The following is a 20,219-nucleotide window of genomic DNA, read 5'->3' on the forward strand; positions in this document are numbered from 1 at the left end:
CGAGGATGACTTTCACCGGACCAGTCGGCGTCCCGTCCGCTACCTGAACTCGCGGGAGTACAACCGGGCGAGCGTGAGCAGCGCGACCCCGAGACAGACGAGCCCGGCGAGCAACCCGATCGGCGGACCGAGGGTGAGCCCCGCACCGACGAGCGCGATCAGGAATATCAGGAGGTCCAGCTGTGTCCGCGTTTCGAACTCGAACCCCGAACGGTGTCGGTCCGCACCGATCGTCGTACGCTGAGCCATACCGTGCCGTTTCTATCGGGGACGCGATACGTCTTGGGGCCATCGGGATAGCCGACGGGGCGGGGAGGGAGTCACGATCGAATTCCCGCCTCCCTCACGACCGATGGGCGAATCGAAGCGGGCCGACCGATACTTTATAGCCGGAAATCACCAACGGCTCGTATGCCCAACTGGCGAGCGTTCGGTTTTCGAGGGAACGCCCACCCCGGTATTCGCATCCATCGGCACGGACCCCGTCCCCAGTCGGCGGGCCACCACGGTCGATGACATCCGCCGGCGTTTCCCTCCCGGTCGCCCCTTCGTCATCGCACGACCATGAGTGACAGCCAGAACCCCGACGCAAACTCGCTCGCGAGGACCTACCCCCGCTACGCCGGGCAGGTCGCCCACGACCACACCCAGCCCGCCGCCGACGCCGAGACGGTTCCCGCCGCCGACGTGCTCGAACCCGGGCTCGCGGACCGACTCCCGCACGACCTCTACACCCACCAGGCCGAAGCCCTCTCGCTGCTCGAAGCTGGCGAGAACGTCTGTGTCGCGACGTCGACGTCCTCGGGAAAGACGTTCGTCTACGGGCTGCACATCGCTCGCCAGCACTACCGAGGCGAGGACTCGACGGCACTCCTGGTCTATCCCACGAAAGCGCTCAGCCGCGACCAGAAGCAAGCGTTGGACGAACTCTACGCCACACTGGGGCTGGACATCGACGTCGCCGTCTACGACGGGGACACCCCGTCGAACGAACGTCGGCGCATCCGCGAGGGGTCGGACGTCGTCATCAGCAACTTCTCCGGGGTGAACGTCTACCTCTCCGACCACGCGCTCTGGGCGGAGTTTCACGCACGATTGCACCTCGTCGCGATCGACGAGAGCCACTCCTATACGGGGATCCAGGGGATGCACGTCGCGTGGGTGATCCGCCGTCTCTGGCGCGTTCTCGATAGGTACGACGCGGACCCACAGGTGACCCTCACCTCCGCGACCATCGGTAACCCGAAAGAACACGCCGAATCGCTCACGGCGAAAACGGTCCGGGTCGTCGACGAGGACGGCTCGCCGCACGGCGAACGCGAGATCGTCTTCTGGGACCCGCCCACCGAGACCGACGAGAACGGCGAGGAGGTCAAGCGGTCGGCCGACGAGGAGGCCAGCGACGTCCTCGCTCACCTCGCCGACCGGGACCTCCAGACGCTGATGTTCACCCGGTCGCGAAAGCAGACCGAACTCGACGCGCGCCGGGTCCGGAACGCCGACGAGGACCTCGTTTCGACCGGCAGGCTCGACGTCGAAGCCTACAACGCCGGCCACGGGAAGGACACCCGACGACAGACCGAAGATAGACTCAAGAGCGGGAAACTCGACGGTATCGTCTCGACCAACGCCCTCGAACTCGGTATCGACATCGGGAGCGTCGACGCGACGATACTCACCGGCTACCCGGGAACCCGCCAGTCGTTCTGGCAGCAGGTCGGCCGCTCGGGGCGCGGGCTCTCGGATGCGCTGGGCGTCTTCGTCGCGAACTACGACTCCATCGACCAGTACATCCTCGACCACCCGGAGTACATCCTCGGCGACACCATCGAGGACGCGGTGGTCGACACCACGAACGATCCCGTCTACGCACGGCATCTCCTCTGTGCCGCCGAGGAGATCCCGCTCACCCACGACGACGGCCGGTGGTTCGGCGACGAACGCCTCGAACGCGCCGTCGAGATGTGGCGTCGCGCCGGGCGGATGGTCGGCCGCCTCGAATCCGGTGTCCAGTACGACGGCCCGCACCGCCCGCAGATGGACATCTCGATGTACGCGACGCAGAGCGAGCAGTTCGAGGTTCGGATCGAAAACGGCGACATCGACATGGAACCCATCGACAGGGTTCGCGCCTATCGGGACTTCCACGAGGGGGCCGTCCACCTGCACAAGGGGACCGAATACGAGATCGTCGAGCTGAACGAGGAGGGTGCCCACCCGTACGTCCTTCTGGAACGGACGAACGCGAACTACTACACCCGGACCCTCTCGGAGATCACCATCGGCGATCTCGACCGACAGGACTCGCGTGCCCTCGGGAACGATATCGTGCTCTGCTACGGCGAGGCGACGGTCACCGTCGACTACTACGCCTACAAGAAGATCGAGTACGGCCGAGGGGATGGTGGCCTCCAGATCCCGACGGGGCTCGACCCGATCGAGATGCGGACCCAGCTCGTGTGGGTGGCCTTCCCCGACGGAACGATGGACGACCTCGACGAGCGGACGGGGATGGACGTCGACCCGGAGGTGCTCCTCGGCGGGCTCCACGCCGCCGAACACGGGACGATCGGGATGGCACCGCTCGAACTCAGGTTGGACAAGGGCGACCTCGGCGGGCTCAGCCAGTGTCGACATCCGGAACTCGACGGGCCGGTCTGGTTCGTCTACGACGGTGTCGCCGGCGGACTGGGGTTCAGCCGCGCGATCTTCGATCACTACGAGACGATCGCGACGCACACCCGGGACATGATCCGCGACTGTGACTGCGACGGTGAGGACGGCTGTCCGGCGTGCGTGATGGACAGCAACTGCGGCGACGACAACAGTCCGCTCCATCGCAGTATGGCGGTCGAGCTGCTGGAGCGGACCCTCCCCGAACGACCGACCCACCGCTGACGACGATTCGACCGTCGCTTTCCCGACGAAGCCATCGCGACCTGCCGTCCGGTCCCCGTGGTTCCCACGACCCGTTCGACCGTCCTCGATCCGAGACCCGTCTGACGGGCGTCGGACGTAGGTTCATGTTGCTGGAGACGAATATCACGTATGGGATGGGAGCGTCGATTACCGCCGGTCGCCGAGGACGCTCTCGAACTCCTCTCGGCAGCGGCCGAGGATTCGACCGAGCCGGACAGCGGGGAGGGGAGCGAAGCGGGACGTTCGAGCGGGGATTTCACGAAGGACGAGGCCACAGCAGTCCTCGTGGCCGACGAGGGGTTCACTGAAGCCGACGCGGAACACGCACTGGAAGTCCTCTTTCAGCGCGGCCACATCTACTACGTCGGGGACGACGTCTACATCACGCCGACCGACGACTGAGCGCCGCCCGGGGGCGCATGGAGGGACCAGCGTCGCTCGACGACTCACACTTTCAGTGTGCTTCGATAGGGTATAAGTCCCCTTCGGCACGAACTCCCGGGTGTGGCAGACCTGATCGTTCAATCGGCCGTGAAGGAACAGCTCGAAGGGATGAACGTCTCCTCGGATTTCTACGATGCGCTCGACGAGGCGGTCTCGGACCGCCTCGCCGATGCCGCCCGACGTGCGGAGGACAACGACCGAAAGACCGTCCAGCCGCGCGACCTCTGAATCGGCGTCCGGCTCGACCGGACCACAGCGTGGTCGTGGTTTCGGCACCCCGTTGTCTCCGACGAGCGCGAACGGAGCAACGAGCGCAACGATCTCGGCATTCGTCTCGATCGTCGAGAGCGGAATCGCTTCACAGCGGTGTTCCGTAGGAAACCAGCCGCCACCGAATACGTCCGAGCGATACGGCGGAAAATACATCACTCCCATCAGAATACGATGGGTATGGAGCGGGACGACGTCGTCGACCGACTCCGCGGAGCCCTCCCGGATCCCGAATCGGTCCTGATCGCCGTTCTCTGTCTCGGTGTTCTCTCGATACTCCTCGATTCGTTCGGGATCGACGTCGTCGAGAACCTCCGTGAGTCGGTGGGCGGCGACGAACCCGGATATCTGGTGTACCTGCTAGCGATGGCGCTGCTCTGTCCCTCGTCGAACGGGTTCGAGACGCCTTCGACGGGTCTCACACCGCCGACGTTCCCGACCCGCTCGGCGACCGCGAGGTCGAAACCGAGGACGTCGACGAAACGGCTGCGGACGAGCCGGTGGCCGAGGAACGTGTCGGGTCCGCCTCCTCTCGAAACGAATCCGTGGAGTGAGGATTTCGCCGCGCTACGACCGGACCGCCGGCGCTGCCTCAGTTTCCCGCACTCTTCGTTCGTCGTGGGTGGGTCTTCCCCGAGAGCCACCCGCCGATGAGGCCCCCGATGACCCCCGCGATCATCGAGAGCAACGTCAGCGCGAAAGCTACCGAAAGAAGCAGTGCGACCTCCGGGACCGGGTTCGACCACACCACGACGGTGCCGTCCGGGATCCCGAGGAGCGTCCCGACCGTCCAGACGGTGAACGGGGCACCACCGACGACCCCCGCGATCAGACCGGCACGACTCGCCTCTCGCGAAGCGTTCGCGGCGAGATAGCCGGCGAGGGTGGCACCGGCGAGGACCCCGTTCCCGGAGAGGGTGGTGACCGAGCCCCTCCACGCCGAAAGCGCGGCCGTCAGCGGGATCGAGCCGACCCCGCCGAGCAGTCCGTACTTCCAGATACCATCGAGTCGCCGGGAACTCGACGTAGCCATGGGTCTCTATCCAGAATGTTTCCTTTGAGCGATATAAATCTACCCCGTGGAGCGGCCCCACCCGGGCGGCGAGAGCCCGCCGAGCACCGAGCGGCCGGTCCCTGAAAGAATACAGATGAAGAGAGTTATCACAAATACAGAATAGAGAAAAACAAGAGAGACAAATCTAGTAATTTTGAAGTTAGTATTATTATCTAAATTACTAAGTTGGGAAAAGAACTAAGTGGTTATTGATTATTTATGTTCACGATGGGGAGAAGACTTCCACGACTCGGGATGGGGCCCGTCCTTGTTGCGTGTCTCATCGTCGTTCTCGGTACGACGATGATACCCGCTTTCGCGGCAGGAACCGGCAACCAGGCCGATATGACCGAACAGAACACGACGAACTGCGGCTGCGGTGCCGGTGAGGACAACGACGTCGTCGATATCGACGGCGACAACAACACCGTCGAGATCGTCATCAACGGCGAGACCGGCGAGGTCAGCGATATCACCACCGAACGTACCGGCGACGGCGGTGATTCGGGGGCCGACCCCGCCGATGATGGCGACAGCGCCGAAACCGACGAGAGCGCCAGCGTGGACGTCACCGTCGACGACGGCGACGTTCGCGTCAACGGTCAGGACGTCGCGAACGAGGAGAACGACGGGATGAGCAACCAGGACGCGCGTGACTCCGTCACCCGGATCGTCACCAACGTCGAGGGGACCTCGGTCTCCAACGACGACATCGACCGGATCGTCGACGAGAACGACATCAACGGCGGCGACACCAGCGGTCTCAACGTCGACGCGCTGGTCGAGGCGCTCAACGCGGCGGACGACGGGAGCGACGGTGCGGATGGTTCGGATGGAACCGACGGCACTGACGGTGCAGACGGCTCGGACGGTGCGGATGGAAGCGATGGCGACGATGGCACCGATGGCTCGGATGGAGCCGACGGTGCGGACGGAACGGACGGTACTGACGGTGCGGACGGAACGGATGGAACGGACGGCACTGACGGTGCGGACGGTGCAGACGATGCGGATGAAACGGACGGTACGGATGGAAGCGATGGCGATGACGGTGCGGACGGGACGGACGGAACGGATGGAACGGACGGAAGCGATGACGGATCGGATACCGATGCACCGACCGACGATGGTTCGGACACCGACGACGGATCTGACACCGACGGCGGCGACGGCGACAACAGCCAGACCGTCGGCGACATTGACGACAGCACCCTGTTGCAGATCCTCCTCGACTTGGGTTACCTCGACCTGAGCGAGGTCAACACCGCGATCGAGGACAACTCGATCGACAACAGCACGATCGTCGACAACGCCGTCAACGGCGACCAGACGCTCAACCTGAACAGCATATACGTCGACAACAGTGTCACCAACATCGACAACAGCACGACGGTCACCCAGATCATCCAGAACTCGACGGTCGGTGACGGCTCCGGCAACGTCGACACTGGCGACGGCGACGCCGGCGACGGGGACGAAACCACCACGCCAGGGACGACTGACGGTGGGGACGGCGACGGTGCCCCCGACATCAGCGTCTCGAAGAGTACGGATACGGACGAAGTCGAGGTCAGTCTGCTCGACGGCGGCGGTATCCTGCAGGCGAACGAACCCGCGACGTTCACCGTGACGGTCACCAACGACGGGGACGCGACCGCCGATGACGTCGTGGTCAACGACGACGACGTGATCGCCGACATCGCGAACGACGACATCCTCGATACGACGGCGTTCCTCGTCACCGATTCGAGCACGAGTCAGGGCGACTTCAGTGCCGCCACCGGCGACTTCGAGGTCGGGACGCTCGAACCGGGTGAGACCGCGACACTGACGTTCGACGCGCTCGCCGTCTCGGCGGATGCGGGTCTGCTCGACGGCTCGCTCGCCGAGCTCAACGCGACCAACGACGTCGAACTGACGTCCTCCTCGCCCGAGGACTCGAACGCCGACAACGACGCCGACAGCGCGACGATCACGCTGGTGAGCGCGCTCGACGGTGGGCTGACGGACGACCAGCTCGCCGCGCTGAACGACGCGTTCACCGACGCGCAAGTCGACGACCTCCAGGCCGAACTCACGACCGACCAGCTCGTGGCGCTGCTCGACTCGACGAGCGACCTGGAGCTCGCGTCCATCGGGGACGCGCTCAACAACGACGATACCACGGTTGAGGACCTCGGGAACGCGATCGACGGCGACGACCTCGATGGCTTCCTCGGTGGGCTCTCGGGCGGCGCATCGGCCGGTGCTAGCTCGGTCGACGACACGTCCGAGAACGCCACCAACGCCACTGACAGCGATACCAACGCCAGCGACGACGCCACCACTGGATCCAGTACGGACGCTGGCACCGACGGAACGGCCGCCACGGCGACCACGGACACCCAGTCCGCGGTCGGCCCGCTCTCGACCGGCGGGCTCGCGGTCGGCGGCGTGACCCTGCTCGGACTCCTGGGGAGCGTCGTGCTCTTCAGAGAGAACCGGTAACGCTGGACACCACCGGCGACCCATTTTTCGTTCCCCAGTTTCGGATAGTACCGTCTCCGCCGACCGGGAACGGTCGAGTTCTCGGCGAGCGCTTTCGGGCCGGTATCCCGTTTTCACCCTCCCGATGGTGAGTGGATCCGCCAGCGAGCGTACCAGTCCGAGACGGAGGTGGCATCGACCGGACGACAACGGATGGCTTAGGAAGCGCGAGTCGGAACGGTGAACAGAGTAAATGAGAGTGACGCGGATACTCCGGTCCTCGCCGGTCGTCGTCGTGATATTCGCGAGCACGCTCGTCGCGGTGATGGGTGTCTCCCTCATCAGCCCCGCACTCCCGGCCGTCCAGGAGGCCTGGGGTATCTCGGAGGGGCAGGCCAGTTTGCTGCTGTCGGCGTTCACGCTCCCGGGGATCTTCCTCACGATTCCGATCGGGGTCGTCGCCGACCGGATCGGTCGAAAACCCGTCCTGCTTCCGGCGCTCGCCGTCTTCGGGCTCTGCGGCGGTGTGATCGTCTTCGTCCCCGATTTCACGCTCGTTCTCGTGCTTCGGGGCATTCAGGGCGCAGCCAGCAGCGCGATCATGATGGTCACGATCACGCTCCTGGGCGACCTCTTCACCGGCGAGGAGCGGCGCGTTCTGATCGGGACCAACGCCGCGATCCTCGCGATCGGTGCCGCCGGCTATCCACTTCTCGGCGGTGCGCTCGCGACGATCGCCTGGTCGGTCCCGTTCGCCTGCTTCCTCCTCGCGCTCGTCATCATCCTCCCCGGGATCACGGTGCTCCAGGAGCCGGAACGAAGCGAGAGCGACGCCGAGCCGAGCGTGTACGCGTTCCTCACGGGGCCCACCCCGTTGCGACCGTTCGCGGTCCTCTACACGGCGATATTCGGGATCTTCGTCGTTCTCTACGGGGCACAGCTCACGCTGCTACCCTTCCTTCTCGACGACAGCTACCAGCTCTCGTCGGCCGGTATCGGTCTCCTCCTGGGACTCCCAGCGCTCGCGATGGGAGCCACCGCGACACAGAGCGGGCGGATCCTCCGCACGTTCACGAGCTTCCAATCCATCGCGCTCGGGTTCGTGAGCTACGGCGTCGGGCTCGTCGTCGTCGCACACGCCCAGTCGCTCCCCACCGTCGCTGGCGCGTTGCTCCTGTTCGGGTTCGGGCAGGGGCTCGCGGAACCGATCACGGACACCGCGCTGAACGAACTGGCCCCGGACGACTTCCGTGGAAGCATCATGAGCGTGCGAACGAGCGTGCTCCGGCTCGGGACTACGGTCGGTCCACCGCTGAGCGTCGCCGCCACCGGCGTAGTGGGATACCGAGGGACGCTGTTCCTCTCCGGTGTCGCCGCGTTCCTCATCGGCGTGGTCTGGTTTGCGATCAGGACGATCCCCCGAAGCGACGAGAACTGAGCTCCGGCTATCGAGGTCGCTTTCGTGTTCGACGGGGGTGGGTAGCCCGGCGGACTACGGTGTCGACCTCGTCAGTACTGGTCGTTGAACTGCTCCGCCATCTCCACGTCCTGCTCGGTGACACCGCCTTCCTCGTGGCTCGTCAGCTGCACTTCGACCTCGTCGAACCGGATCGTGATCTCCGGATGGTGGACCTCCTCGTCGGCGAGCTCGGCGACGTCGTTCGCGAAGTCGACGCCGTCGAGATACTCGTCGAACCCGTAGGTCCGAACGATCGCCTCGCCGTCCCGACTCCATCCGTCGGGTGCACGGTCGTCGACCTCGTCGTCCGAGAGGGTGTCGGCCATGTCATCACAACCGGGGAGCAGGTGAATAAGGGTTTGCCAGGCTCGTTCAAGCAACGTCGGTGGACAACCGCGCGACCGAAACCGACAGCCCAACTACGCGAAGCGGTCGGGACGCGTCGTTGATTCGGGAACGTCTCTCCCGCCGTCGGTAGCCACTCGGTCGCCGATGGGCAGTATCGAGGAGCTCGTGGTGCCCGCCGCCACGGTGGCGTTGAACGTCCCCGATGCCCCGAGCGCGGACGACCTCGAACGGACCACATTATAAAAAGGCGGGGTTCACTGCACACGAAAGTTGAAACGGGGCTCGCCGTAAGTCACGGACGATCATGGCGTCGTCAGACGAACCCACCGAGGTGCCGACGGATTACGAGATCGCCCAGCAGGTCGAGACGCGACCCATCACCGAGGTCGTCGAGCCGGTCGGGCTCACCGAGGACGACCTCGAGCTCTACGGCGACGAGACCGCGAAGCTCACGTTCGACGCCATCGAACGGCTCCGGAACTCGGAGCGCGAGGACGGCGACGTGATCCTCGTGACCGGGATGACGCCGACCCCGATGGGCGAGGGGAAGACCGTCACGACCGTCGGCCTGACGCAGGCGTTCAACCACCTCGGCGAGAACGCGCTCGCGGCGGTCCGCGAACCCTCGCTCGGGCCGGTCTTCGGCGTCAAGGGCGGGGCGGCGGGCGGGGGCTACTCCCAGGTACTGCCGATGGAGGACATCAACCTCCACTTCACCGGCGACCTCCACGCGCTCACCTCGGCGCACAACCTGGTCGCCACGATGCTCGACAACCACATCAAACAGGGCAACGACCTCGACATCGACGTCAACCGGGTCCAGTGGCCCCGGGCGATCGACATGAACGACCGCGCGCTTCGCGAGACGGTCATCGGGCTCGGCGGCGAGGCGACGGGCATCCCCCGCGAGGACGGCTTCATCCTGACGGCGGCCTCCGAGATGATGGCCGTGCTGTGTCTCGCCGACGACCTCGCCGACCTCGAGGAGCGCGTCGGGCGCATCATCGTCGCGTACGACGAGGACGGGGACGCCGTGACCGCCGACGACATCGAGGCCACGGGGGCGGTCACGATCCTCCTGAAGGACGCCCTCAAGCCGAACGTCGTCCAGACCATCGAGGGGACGCCGGCGTTCGTCCACGGCGGCCCGTTCGCCAACATCGCTCACGGAACCAACTCGTTGATCGCCGACGAGGCGGCTCGAAAACTCTCGGACTACCTCATTACCGAGGCGGGATTCGGCTCGGACCTGGGTGCCGAGAAGTTCATGAACGTCGTCTGTCGGCTCGGTGGGATGGAGCCCGCGGCGGTCACGCTCGTCGCCTCCGTCCGCGCGTTGAAGTACCACGGCAAGGATATGTGGCCCGCCGACCTCGACGCGCTCGACGAGGCGGACGTCGAGGCGGTGCGGGCGGGGTTCGAGAACCTCGACGCTCACGTCCGCAACCTTCAGGGGTTCGGCGTCCCAGTCGTAGTGGCGGTGAATCGGTTCCCCGGCGATACGTCCGAAGAAGTCGAAGCGGTACTCGACCACTGCCGGGAGGACCTGGGCATCGAGGCGGCCGAGTCGACGGTGTTCGAGGAGGGCGGCGCGGGCGGTGCGGACCTCGCCGAGAAACTCATGACCGCCATCGAGACGAACGAGGAGACGTTCGAGTTCCTCTACGACGTGACGGCCCCGATCGAGACGAAGATCGAGGCGATCGCCACCGAGATCTACGGCGCGGACTCGGTCTCGATCGGGAGCGACGCCCGCGACGACATCGAACGCATGGACGAACTGGGATTCGGTGACCTCCCGGTCGTGATGTCGAAGACCTTCCACTCGCTCAGCGACGACGCCTCGAAGAAGGGTGCGCCGACGGGCTGGGACCTCGAAATCCAGGAGGTCTATCCCTCCGCTGGCGCGGGCTTCCTGGTCGCGCTCACCAGCGACGTGCTCACGCTGCCGGGGCTACCCGACGACCCCGCCGCCGCCAACATGGACATCGACGACGACGGAACCGTCTCGGGATTGTTCTGAAGGTGACCGTCCCCGGAGTCGATCCCGGGGACACGCAGTGTCGTTACTCGTCGGCCTGCTGGTCACGGACGACCGTCACCGGGGAGGCCGAACGGCGCATGACTGCTTCGGAGACGCTCCCACGCAGGATTCGCGACAGGCCGGACCGGCCGTGACTCCCCATGACGATGTGGTCGATCCCGTTTCGCTCCGAGTACTTCACGATCGAGCGGGCGGGATCGCCGAACTCGATGACCGTGGCGAGGGTGAGGCCGCGTGCATCGGCCCGCCCCTGGGCCTGCGAGAATCGCTCCCTGATGCGCTCCTTCGTCGGTTCGTACCACTCCTCGCTGTATCCCGGCATCCCCGCTCTGCCGACCGGGGAGTGATAGCCGGATTCCTCCGGTCTGGTGTCGAACGGGTTGATGACCGTGAGCAACGTGATGGTGACGTCAGGCAATGCGAGCGCGTGAACGAGCGCGGCCTCGGCTTGTGGGGACCCGTCCATCGGGACGAGAATGTTTTTGGCAGTTGACATTTGACATCGGTAACTCCGTTGTGTGCCCGCGACCGACCCCTCGGGAGCCAGTACGAGCCAGCCGCTCCGTACGGTTCGTTCACGTCCCACATGCTTAACCGCTGAGCAGGAGTGCGCAGGCACCCTCGGCGGACCACGGCCTGAACGGGGATTCGGGGCTGTTCCATGGAGTCGGGGCCCGAGCGGTTCGCGTGGGGGGTCGTCGGGAACGGCGAAGCGCGCTCGAAAGCTCAAGGTTTATGCGAGGGTATCGCATCCGTTCGCCCCGGAGTTATTCGGTCTCCGGCGACCGACGAGGTGGATCGGAGTGATGGCGGCTTCGTTTCTGTTCGGCTCTCGACTCGAAAACCAGGATGATACCATGAACGTGATGGAGAACACGCCGTTGGAGGGGTTCTTCGACGAATACGGTCTCGGGTTCGTGATGGTCGCGAGCTACTTCGGTTCGGGCTCGGTGTTCATCGCGAGTTCGGCCGGGGTCCAGTACGGCTACGCACTGCTCTGGGCGGTGGTCGCGGCGGTCGTGCTCGGGTTCATCGCCCAGTACATCAGCGCCAGGTGTGGCATCTTCGGGAAGCCACTGATGGTGTTCGTCCACGACCGGCTCGGAGCCCCGACCGCCACCGCCATCGCGGTCGTGCTCTCGCTGGGGTGTGTCGCGTGGGGGCTTGAACTCACGGCCGCCGTCGGAAAGGGTATCTCGGTTCTCCTCGCTGGCGCGGGCTACGCCGTCGGCTGGATGCCGCTCGCGGTGCTGTGTGCCGTCGTCGCCGTCGTGGTCGGCATCCTCGGCTACGACGCGGTCGAGAAGGTGATGGTCGCGCTGATGTTCGGCCTCCTGATCGCCTACGTGGTCGTCGCCGGCGGGAGCTCGCCGTCCCTCGTCGGGATGGTGGGCGGGATGGTTCCCCGGATCCCCGAGCTCGGCGCGCTCGCCCTCGTCGCCGGGATCCTCGGGACGACCGCGCTCTGGCCCAACTTCTTCCTCGAATCCATCCTCGTTCGGGAGAAGGGCTGGACCGACGANATCCTCGGGACGACCGCGCTCTGGCCCAACTTCTTCCTCGAATCCATCCTCGTTCGGGAGAAGGGCTGGACCGACGAATCGGCGCTGCCGGCGATGCGCCGCGACCTCGGGATGGGCTACGCCATCGGCGGGATCGTCACGGTCGCGATCGTCGTCGCGACGGCGGCCGTGCTTCGCCCCGCCGGGATCACCGAGATCACGACGTACATCACGCCCGGACGCGCGCTCGCGGATATCCTCGGCGAGTGGGCGCTCGTCCTGTTCCTCGTCGGCTCGATCGTCGCGGCCTTCAACAGCATCGTCCCGATCATGTGGACGCCGGCGTACATCCTCCCGCAGGCGCTCGGGCACGAGGTCGACGATACCGACCAGGTCTTCCGGGCGATCTACGCGGTCGGGACCGCCATCGGCGGCCTGTCGCCGCTCGTCTCGATACTCTTCGGGTTGAGCGTCGTCGACATGATACTCCTCTTCCCCGCCGTCAACGCGGTCGTCGGGCTTCCCATCACGACGGTCTGCCTCCTCTGGGCGGCGAACAGTTCGACGCTGCTCGACGAGTACGTCAACGGCCGGGCACTGAACGCCGTCGGTGCGATACTCGTCGTTCTCTCGGTCGTGCTCGCGGTCTCCTCGGCCCGGAGCGTCGTCGGTGCCATCACGGGTGGCGGCCTGTAATCCCCGCAACCGTCCCCGTCCGGTGGAAGGGAGCCGTTGAAGCGACGAAGGGCCCCCGGAGTCACCATGCCAGAGCAAGCCACACACGTATTCCGGTACGCCGTCTCACTCGGTCATGGGGCCACAGTACCATGGATGTCCGTTCTGTGACCGCGTCTTCGAGATCGGGCCGACCGACGCCCGACCGATGAAGCGCCACATCCGTCTCGAACACACCGAACCGGAGACCGATCGGACCCGGAACGACCGGATGTCGTCGAAGCGTACGTCGCTCGGCCGGGTCTGAGCAGCGGCCGGGCCGGGACGGAGCCTCGGTGGAGCGTTGCTCGGTTCTTCGCCGCGAGAAACGGTTCGTGCGACGAACGCGCGGGTGGCACACGCCGGGAACAGGGCTATCCCGTCGGGCGGGAAACCGAGTTGCGATGGCGACACCGGCCGACCGCTGTGGCTACGAACAGCCCGTGATAACACGGGAGAACGTCGGTGCGGTGTGTTGCTGGCGTCCGGTGTGGACGGGACGCGAGCGCTGTGTCTGGCACGCCGACGAGGACGAAAAACCCCGCGCGGCGTTCGAAGCCCACCCCGCCGAACGTGGCGAGCGTCTCGACGGTGCCGTTCTCCGCGGGGCCTTCCTCACCGGTGCCGACTGGTTCGTCGATGGGACGCTCATCGGTGCCGACCTCTCGGGAGCGATCCTCCGAAAGACGGACTTCACCGGCACGGACGTCCGCCGAGCGAACTTCCGGAACGCCGATGCACGCGGGGCGGTCTTCGACGGGGCGAACGTCGAGGACGCCGAGTTCGTCGACACGGAGGTACAGGGGGCGAGTTTCGAGAACGCGCTCTTCGACCGGGCGGTCTTTCGGGAGGCACACGTCGACCGGAACACCCGCTTCGGCGACCGAGTCGCCTACGACGACGACCTCGAAGCGGTCGAGGGGGAGGCGCTGGTGGTGACCGCGGAGGCGGCGATCTGGACCTACAAGGAACTCCAGCGCCTCTTCGGCCAGAACGCGCTCCCGGAGGTCGAACGACGGTACTACCTCCGCGAGAAGGACCTCAGACGCCGCGTCGCCTGGCTGAGCGGACACTACGGCCGAGCGGTGCGTCTGGAGGCGGCCCGTTGGGTGACACACTACGGAACCAGCCCCTCACGGGTGGTCGTCAGTTCCCTCGTACTCATCGTGACCTGTGCGCTCCTGTTTCCCTTCACCGATGGGATCCGGGAACCGGCCACCGGGACGGTGATCGCCTACGGGCCGGCCGGTCCGGCCGGTATGGCCGCCGGGGAGCTGTTCGCGACGTTGTTTACGAGCCTCTACTTCAGCGTGATCACGTTCGGCACGCTCGGCTACGGGGACATTCAGCCGGTCGGTACCGCGGCCCGCGCGCTCGCCAGCGTGGAGTCGCTGCTCGGTGCACTGTTGCTCGCGTTGCTCGTCTACGTGCTCACGCGCACGCTCTGACCGCCGGTTCGTGCTGTACTGTCCCAGTCTCCGGATCGTTAGCACACTAACGAAGCGATGTGCCTACCGATAGATGTTCTGACTCGTATCGCCCATGTTCTCCGCGATACGGTCGAGCATCCGCACGAGGTCGGCGACGTCCGTGTGGCTGAACCCGTCGAGAAACGCTTCGGTGAAGGCCTCACCCTCCGCTTCGGTCAGGTCTCGAACCACCGTCGTACCCCGTTCCGAGAGCGAAACGAGGTTGATGCGGGCGTCCGTCGGGCTCTCCGTACGCGTGACCAGACCGCGTTCCTCGACGGCGTCGAGGATCCGAGCCAGCGTGGGACCCGAGACGCCGAGCGTTTCCGCGAGAGCGTGCTGTTCGACCTCGGAGCGGTAGTACAAGGCGACGAGAACGTCGGTCTGAGCGGCGGTGAGGTCGTACCGAGCCAGCCGCTCGTCGAGCCGGTTTCGTGTCGCCTGGTGTGCACGTTTGAGCGCGAAGACGGCCGGATGCATGAGCCTCATTCCATTAGCAAGCTAATAAAACTGTCCCTCCTGTGACCGGACGCTCCCGAGGGAGCATAACTCGATGCGCTGAAATCAGTGCTCGGGGGAGTTCGTCGGAGCCCGCCGGCCGCCGAACGACTCGTTCTCGACTTTTTTCGCCGATACTTCCCTCTGACCCTGAGTCCGACCCGCTCGAAGCGGACGGTTCCACGCGGATCGACTACCGACGTCGTTCACTCTCGGGCTCCTTTTACCACTCAAATATTCCGGTGCTACCGGAATACTTTGCGTGATTCGTTTCGTTTACCATACAATTTTAGGGGGAGAAAACGATCGGTATTTCAGTTCGTTGGTGTGTAACAGGGATATGATTGTTCTATATTGGGTTCAACCGAGGACCGGGGGCGACGAACACGGGCCACGTCCCCCACGTGGCTGCCGTTCTCCTGTTCTCGTCGTCCGGTCGGTCGCACCCTCGAATCCGGTGGTGCCGGACGACTACTGGTACTTCATGTTCACTTCGATGACGTTCGCCGTCCGGAGGACGAGGTCGGGGATCGTCTCCTCGAATCGGTCCCGCCGCATGCCGCTCTTGGGGCCGGAGATGCTCACTGCCCCGATGACGCCGCCCTCGCCATCGCGAAGCGGTGCTGCGACACACCGGACGCCCTGAATCCGTTCCTCGTCGTCCGTCGCGAACCCCCGCTCTCGGACCCGGTCTATCTCCTCGAACAGCCGTCCACGGTCGGTGATGGTCGTGGGTGTGACCGCCGGAAGACCATGCCTGTCGATTATCTCTTCGATACGTTCGTCCGGGAGACACGACAGGATCGCCTTCCCCGCGGACGTGGTCTGGAGGTTCACCCGTTTACCGATGTAGGTGTCGAGCCGGAAGGCGTCCTCGCCCTTGACCTTCGCGAGGAACACGCCCTTGCCGAACTCCTCGACGACCAGGTTGGCGTGTTCGCCGGTCTTGTACGCCATCTTCGCTATCTCCGGCTCCGCGACACGGTAGAGTTCGTCGGTGCTCCGATGGCGACCGCCGATACTGAGAAACCGCGTGCCGAGCCGATACTTCCTGTCGTTGCCGACGACGAACTCGTGGTGTTCGAGCGTCTTGAGGTGGTCGAAGGCCGTGCTGGTCGGGATGCCGACGCGGTCGGCTACCGCCGAGACGCCGGCCGGTTCGAGTTCCACCAGCGCCCCGATGACCGCTATCGTCGTCTCCGTCGTTTGCACCGGAGCGGATCGTTCGACCATACCTTTCGCTTCGGTCGTCGTGGGGTATGTGCTTTCCGGTCTCACCGGAGGACCTTCATCCGACGATCGAAAACGGGGCTCCGTCGTCCGGATCCCGGGCCGTGGCGTCGATGCAGGGCTGACGTCGAGAGCGGTTCGTTCGTCGTTTCACCCGCGCGCTGAGTCGACCTTCGGTTCGTGGCCGGCGGTGTAGAGGCCGTTCACTTCCGGCGCGGGGTCGTAATATCTACGAGATACATGTCTACGCGCGCTGCTCGACCGTTCGCTGGTAGAGCGACGGACTGTGAACCGCGTCGCCCCCTCGGTCGAACAGATGGACCCGCTCCGTATCGAGCGAGACGCCGACGTCGTCCCCGGGGGCGAGCTGTACCGACGCGTCCGTCTCGGCGATCATCGTCTCGCCATCGATCTCGAGGTAGATGATGTTCGAGGAACCGACCTGTTCGAAGACCGTGACGGTTGCGGACACGTCCTCGCCGGTCGCGGTCGGCGTCACCGAGACGTCCTCCGGTCGGATACCGAGTTCGGAGAGGGGCCCCGAAACACGGTCAGGGGTGGGAAGCGTGAACGGCCCCGCACGAACCCGACCGTCGTCGAGGCTGGCGTCGAAGAAGTTCATCGACGGGCTCCCGATGAACCCGGCGACGAACCGGTTTGCGGGCTGGTTGTACGCCTCGTTGGGCGGGGCGACCTGCTGGATCGTCCCCTCGTCCATGACCGCGATCCGGTCGCCCATCGTCATCGCCTCCTCCTGGTCGTGGGTGACGTACACCATCGTCGTCTCCAGGTCCTGGTGGAGCTCCTGGAGCTCCGCTCGCATGTTCGTCCGGAGTTTGGCGTCGAGGTTCGAGAGCGGCTCGTCGAGGAGGAACACGCTCGGGTTCCGGACGATGCTTCGCCCGAGCGCGACGCGCTGTTGCTGGCCGCCGGAGAGCTCACCCGGGCGCTGGTCGAGCTGGTCGGTGATCCCAAGTTTGTCGGCCGTGCTCGTGACGCGCTGGGCTACCTCGTCGCTCGGAATGTCCTGGTCTTCCAGCGCGAACGACATGTTCTTCCGGGTCGTCATGTGTGGATAGAGCGCGTAGTTCTGGAACACGAACGCGATGTGACGTTGCTGTGGGGAGAACTGCGTGACGTCATCGCCGTCGAAGTAGATCCGCCCGCTGGACGGTTTCTCCAGCCCCGCGATCATCCGGAGGGTCGTCGTTTTGCCACACCCGCTTGGACCGACGAGGATGAGGAACTCCCCGTTCTCGATCGTGAGCGAGACGTCGTCGACGGCAACGATCGACCCGAATCGCTTGCTTATATTCGACAGTTCGACCGTCATACCCGAAGATATGCATTATCGTATATGTATCTTGTCCTCGGGCCACGCCGGTCGTTTCGTCGTTCTCCCGGCGGGGGACGACACCCGAGATCGGTGGAGTCCCAAAGCTTATTATCGGTTGTCGTCCAGTCTACCTCAATGATCGAAGATACACGACGGGACCGCCTGACCCGTCGTCGGTTCATCCAGGCCGCCGGCACCGGGGCGATGCTCGCCACCGCCGGCTGTACGAGCAGCGCGCTCGGCTCCGAGTCGAACGCCGTCGTCTACGGCGACCGGGAGGACACGGCGGACCGATATGCGACGGTCTACAACCAGCAGACCGACGGGACGCCGGTCGACTTCACGCTCACCGACGGTCGATATCGGGACATCATCACGAAGGTCAAGGCCGGGGCGAACGTCCAACCGCTTCTCGGGCTCGACATCGTTCGGTTCGCGTACTTCAGCGAGCTCGAAGTCCTCCGGGACATCACCGACCTCTACGACGACCTCCCGTACACCGACGACTTCCTGGGGAGCGTCGGCGAGATCTTCTCGATGCGGGACGGTGCGAGGCGTGGGGTGCCGTACTGGATCGACTCCAGCCTGTACTTCTACAACAAGCGACTCTTCAGACGGGCGGGTCTGGACCCGGAGTCGCCGCCGGCGACGTGGGCCGAGTTCAGGCAGGCGCTGGAACAGCTCGACAGCGAACTCGACCTCCAGCGCCCCCCGCTCGGTGCCGCCTTCACGACCGGTCTCGTCGGCTTTCTCGGCTACCCGTTCATCTGGGCGAACGGCGGCCGCATCGTGAACGACGACGAGACGCGCGTTCTCTTCGACGAGCGCCCGTCCATCGAGGCGCTCGAATACTGGGTCGACATTAACGACGCCGGGCTGATGACCGACCCGCTCGCGACGAACTGGGAGGACTGGCACAACATGTTCATGAATGAACAGATACCCATAATGTTCACCGGTGGACTCGGACTCAGCACCGTCCAACAGGGCAACGAGGACCTCTTCGAGAACAGGCTCGGAACGGCGCTCTTTCCGAAGCCGGCCGGTGGAACCCGTACCAGTTTCCTGGGCGGCGACAGCCTCACGATCACGACCTCCGCCACGGACGAGGAGCTGGACGTCGCCCGGGACTTCGTCCGGTGGGCGAACACCGATCAGGGCATGCAGACGACCCTCGAACTCGGATTCCTCCCCGGTCGGAAGCGGGGGTTCGAAGTCGGTCTCGCGACACAGGAGCCCTATCCACGGCTTCTCGAAGCGTATCAGAAGACGCTCGAGAACGGAAACACGCCCATCTACGCGAACTACGAGGAGGTCGACCTGATCATCACCAACGCGTGGTCGAGGGCGCTTAGCGGGAGTGCGAGCCCGTCCCAGGCGCTTCGAAGCGCGGCACGGGAAGCGAACACGACCGTCCTCGATGCGTGAATCCATGTCGAATCGACACGAGAGCGCCGGGCCATCCTGGGCCCGTCCAACCGCCGAAATGATCACAAAGGGTATTACCATGCACATCGATCGCCCCATACCGGAGAAATAAACGTGGCCGACAGCACCCAGACCGAATCGAGTACGCCGGCCTCCGGAGTGCGAGGGAGCCTCTTCGGTGGGTCGTCCCTCGACCTGAAACCGTACCTCTACTTGCTACCGATACTCCTCCTGTACGCGATATTCGTCGTCTATCCCGTCGGATACTCGTTCTGGATGAGCTTCACCGACTTCGTGACGGTCGACCAGGTCGAGTGGGTCGGCCTCTCGAACTACGTCCAGATCTTCTCGGAGCCCGACTTCTGGCAGGCGGTCGTCAACTCGGCGGTCTTCTCCCTTGGAACGGTCGTCTCGATAGCGATCGGGTTGCTCCTCGCGCTGGTGTTGAACACCGACCGGATCCGCGGGAAGGCCATCTTCCAGAGCATCATCTTCCTCCCGTACGTCCTCCCCATCGTCGTGGCGTCCGTTCTCTTCGGCTGGATGTTCACCCAGTTCGGCGTCGTCAACTCGACCCTTATCTCGATCGGGGTCATCGACCAGCCGATCGGCTGGCTGAGTTCGCCGACGCTCGCGCTGCCGACGGTGATCACGGTCACGGTCTGGAAGAACCTCGGGTTCAACATGCTGATCTTCATGGCCGGGGTCCAGTCGATCCCCGACGAGATCTACGAGGCGGCGCGGGTCGCCGGGAAATCGCGGTGGGCGACGTTCAGACACGTGACGCTTCCGTTGTTGAAGACCCCGCTGATCATCACGACGGTTCTGGGCATGATCAACGCGATCCGTGGGTTCGATGCGATATGGGTCATGACCGAGGGTGGACCGGGTGGGGCCAGCGAAACGCTTGGGGTGTACTTCTATCGGTCGGCGTTCGCCTCCGGTGACTTCAGCACCGGCGCGGCGATCGGCGTCATCATGTTCGTCATCTCGATAGTGTTCAGCGGTGCGGTTCTCCTGTACGCACGGAGGAGCTAA

Annotated in this window: 19 protein-coding genes; 11 read left to right on the forward strand and 8 right to left on the reverse strand. The window is 64.9% G+C overall.

Features of this window, described 5'->3' with window-relative positions:
* Positions 1–39: 39 nt before the first annotated feature.
* Positions 40–249 (reverse strand): hypothetical protein, encoded by a 210-nt coding sequence (locus C447_RS07560; RefSeq protein ID WP_007692538.1) that lies wholly within the window; start codon positions 247–249, stop codon positions 40–42.
* Positions 250–564: 315 nt separating this feature from the next.
* Here C447_RS07560 and C447_RS07565 point away from each other — a divergent pair, with 315 nt between their 5' ends.
* The 3 genes from C447_RS07565 (at position 565) to C447_RS07575 (ending at position 3,591) form a co-directional block, all read left to right on the forward strand.
* Positions 565–2,898, forward strand: a complete 2,334-nt coding sequence (locus C447_RS07565) for a DEAD/DEAH box helicase (RefSeq protein WP_007692539.1) — start codon at positions 565–567, stop codon at positions 2,896–2,898.
* A 150-nt stretch (positions 2,899–3,048) separates the two neighbouring features.
* Positions 3,049–3,321 carry a hypothetical protein gene (locus C447_RS07570; protein ID WP_007692540.1) on the forward strand — a complete coding sequence of 91 codons (273 nt, stop codon included), beginning with the start codon at positions 3,049–3,051 and terminating at the stop codon, positions 3,319–3,321.
* Positions 3,322–3,423: 102 nt separating this feature from the next.
* The gene (locus C447_RS07575) at positions 3,424–3,591 is read left to right on the forward strand and encodes a hypothetical protein (protein ID WP_007692541.1); all 168 of its coding nucleotides are present in this window, start codon (positions 3,424–3,426) and stop codon (positions 3,589–3,591) included.
* Between the two features lie 206 nt (positions 3,592–3,797).
* Here C447_RS07575 and C447_RS18320 read toward each other — a convergent pair whose 3' ends face one another.
* Positions 3,798–4,277 (reverse strand): hypothetical protein, encoded by a 480-nt coding sequence (locus tag C447_RS18320; protein WP_160162922.1) that lies wholly within the window; start codon positions 4,275–4,277, stop codon positions 3,798–3,800.
* Positions 4,226–4,666, reverse strand: coding sequence for a DUF5518 domain-containing protein (locus C447_RS07585; protein WP_007692543.1), 441 nt, complete (start codon positions 4,664–4,666; stop codon positions 4,226–4,228). The genes C447_RS18320 and C447_RS07585 overlap by 52 nt, the downstream gene beginning before the upstream one ends.
* Positions 4,667–5,032: 366 nt before the next feature.
* Between C447_RS07585 and C447_RS07590 the strand changes: the two genes are divergently transcribed.
* Both C447_RS07590 and C447_RS07595 read left to right on the forward strand, forming a co-directional pair.
* A complete protein-coding gene (locus C447_RS07590) occupies positions 5,033–7,174 on the forward strand; it encodes a DUF11 domain-containing protein (RefSeq protein WP_237713448.1) in 2,142 nt (713 codons plus the stop codon).
* Between the two features lie 232 nt (positions 7,175–7,406).
* Positions 7,407–8,591, forward strand: coding sequence for an MFS transporter (locus tag C447_RS07595; protein WP_010612640.1), 1,185 nt, complete (start codon positions 7,407–7,409; stop codon positions 8,589–8,591).
* A 71-nt stretch (positions 8,592–8,662) separates the two neighbouring features.
* Here the strand turns inward: C447_RS07595 and C447_RS07600 are convergent, their stop codons facing one another.
* Complete coding sequence (locus C447_RS07600) at positions 8,663–8,938, reverse strand: 4a-hydroxytetrahydrobiopterin dehydratase (protein WP_007692548.1); 276 nt, start codon at positions 8,936–8,938, stop codon at positions 8,663–8,665.
* A gap of 326 nt (positions 8,939–9,264) precedes the next feature.
* Here C447_RS07600 and C447_RS07605 point away from each other — a divergent pair, with 326 nt between their 5' ends.
* Positions 9,265–10,983: a formate--tetrahydrofolate ligase gene (locus C447_RS07605; RefSeq protein ID WP_007692549.1), complete on the forward strand. Its 1,719-nt coding sequence runs from the start codon at positions 9,265–9,267 to the stop codon at positions 10,981–10,983.
* 43 nt (positions 10,984–11,026) lie between these two features.
* On the opposite strand, the gene C447_RS07610 is transcribed toward C447_RS07605, so the two are convergent.
* Entirely contained in the window at positions 11,027–11,500 is a 474-nt protein-coding gene (locus C447_RS07610) for a universal stress protein (protein ID WP_007692550.1), read from the reverse strand.
* A gap of 361 nt (positions 11,501–11,861) precedes the next feature.
* On the opposite strand from C447_RS07610, the gene C447_RS07615 reads away from it, so the two are divergent.
* The 3 genes from C447_RS07615 to C447_RS07620 all read left to right on the forward strand — a co-directional run bounded on the left by C447_RS07615 (position 11,862) and on the right by C447_RS07620 (position 14,668).
* Complete coding sequence (locus tag C447_RS07615) at positions 11,862–13,202, forward strand: NRAMP family divalent metal transporter (RefSeq protein WP_049904422.1); 1,341 nt, start codon at positions 11,862–11,864, stop codon at positions 13,200–13,202.
* Between the two features lie 115 nt (positions 13,203–13,317).
* A complete protein-coding gene (locus C447_RS17905; protein ID WP_153300716.1) occupies positions 13,318–13,488 on the forward strand; it encodes a hypothetical protein in 171 nt (56 codons plus the stop codon).
* Between the two features lie 136 nt (positions 13,489–13,624).
* Positions 13,625–14,668 carry a pentapeptide repeat-containing protein gene (locus C447_RS07620; RefSeq protein ID WP_007692552.1) on the forward strand — a complete coding sequence of 348 codons (1,044 nt, stop codon included), beginning with the start codon at positions 13,625–13,627 and terminating at the stop codon, positions 14,666–14,668.
* Positions 14,669–14,731: 63 nt separating this feature from the next.
* On the opposite strand, the gene C447_RS07625 is transcribed toward C447_RS07620, so the two are convergent.
* The 3 genes from C447_RS07625 to C447_RS07635 all read right to left on the reverse strand — a co-directional run bounded on the left by C447_RS07625 (position 14,732) and on the right by C447_RS07635 (position 17,750).
* Positions 14,732–15,169, reverse strand: a complete 438-nt coding sequence (locus C447_RS07625) for a MarR family winged helix-turn-helix transcriptional regulator (RefSeq protein WP_007692553.1) — start codon at positions 15,167–15,169, stop codon at positions 14,732–14,734.
* Positions 15,170–15,658: 489 nt separating this feature from the next.
* Entirely contained in the window at positions 15,659–16,420 is a 762-nt protein-coding gene (locus C447_RS07630; RefSeq protein ID WP_007692554.1) for an IclR family transcriptional regulator, read from the reverse strand.
* Positions 16,421–16,661: 241 nt separating this feature from the next.
* Complete coding sequence (locus C447_RS07635; protein WP_007692556.1) at positions 16,662–17,750, reverse strand: ABC transporter ATP-binding protein; 1,089 nt, start codon at positions 17,748–17,750, stop codon at positions 16,662–16,664.
* Between the two features lie 138 nt (positions 17,751–17,888).
* Between C447_RS07635 and C447_RS07640 the strand changes: the two genes are divergently transcribed.
* Positions 17,889–19,181, forward strand: a complete 1,293-nt coding sequence (locus C447_RS07640) for an extracellular solute-binding protein (protein ID WP_007692557.1) — start codon at positions 17,889–17,891, stop codon at positions 19,179–19,181.
* A 114-nt stretch (positions 19,182–19,295) separates the two neighbouring features.
* The gene (locus tag C447_RS07645; protein WP_237713327.1) at positions 19,296–20,219 is read left to right on the forward strand and encodes a carbohydrate ABC transporter permease; all 924 of its coding nucleotides are present in this window, start codon (positions 19,296–19,298) and stop codon (positions 20,217–20,219) included.

Origin of the sequence: Halococcus hamelinensis 100A6 (genome assembly GCF_000336675.1) — an archaeon.
Lineage (GTDB): Archaea > Halobacteriota > Halobacteria > Halobacteriales > Halococcaceae > Halococcus > Halococcus hamelinensis.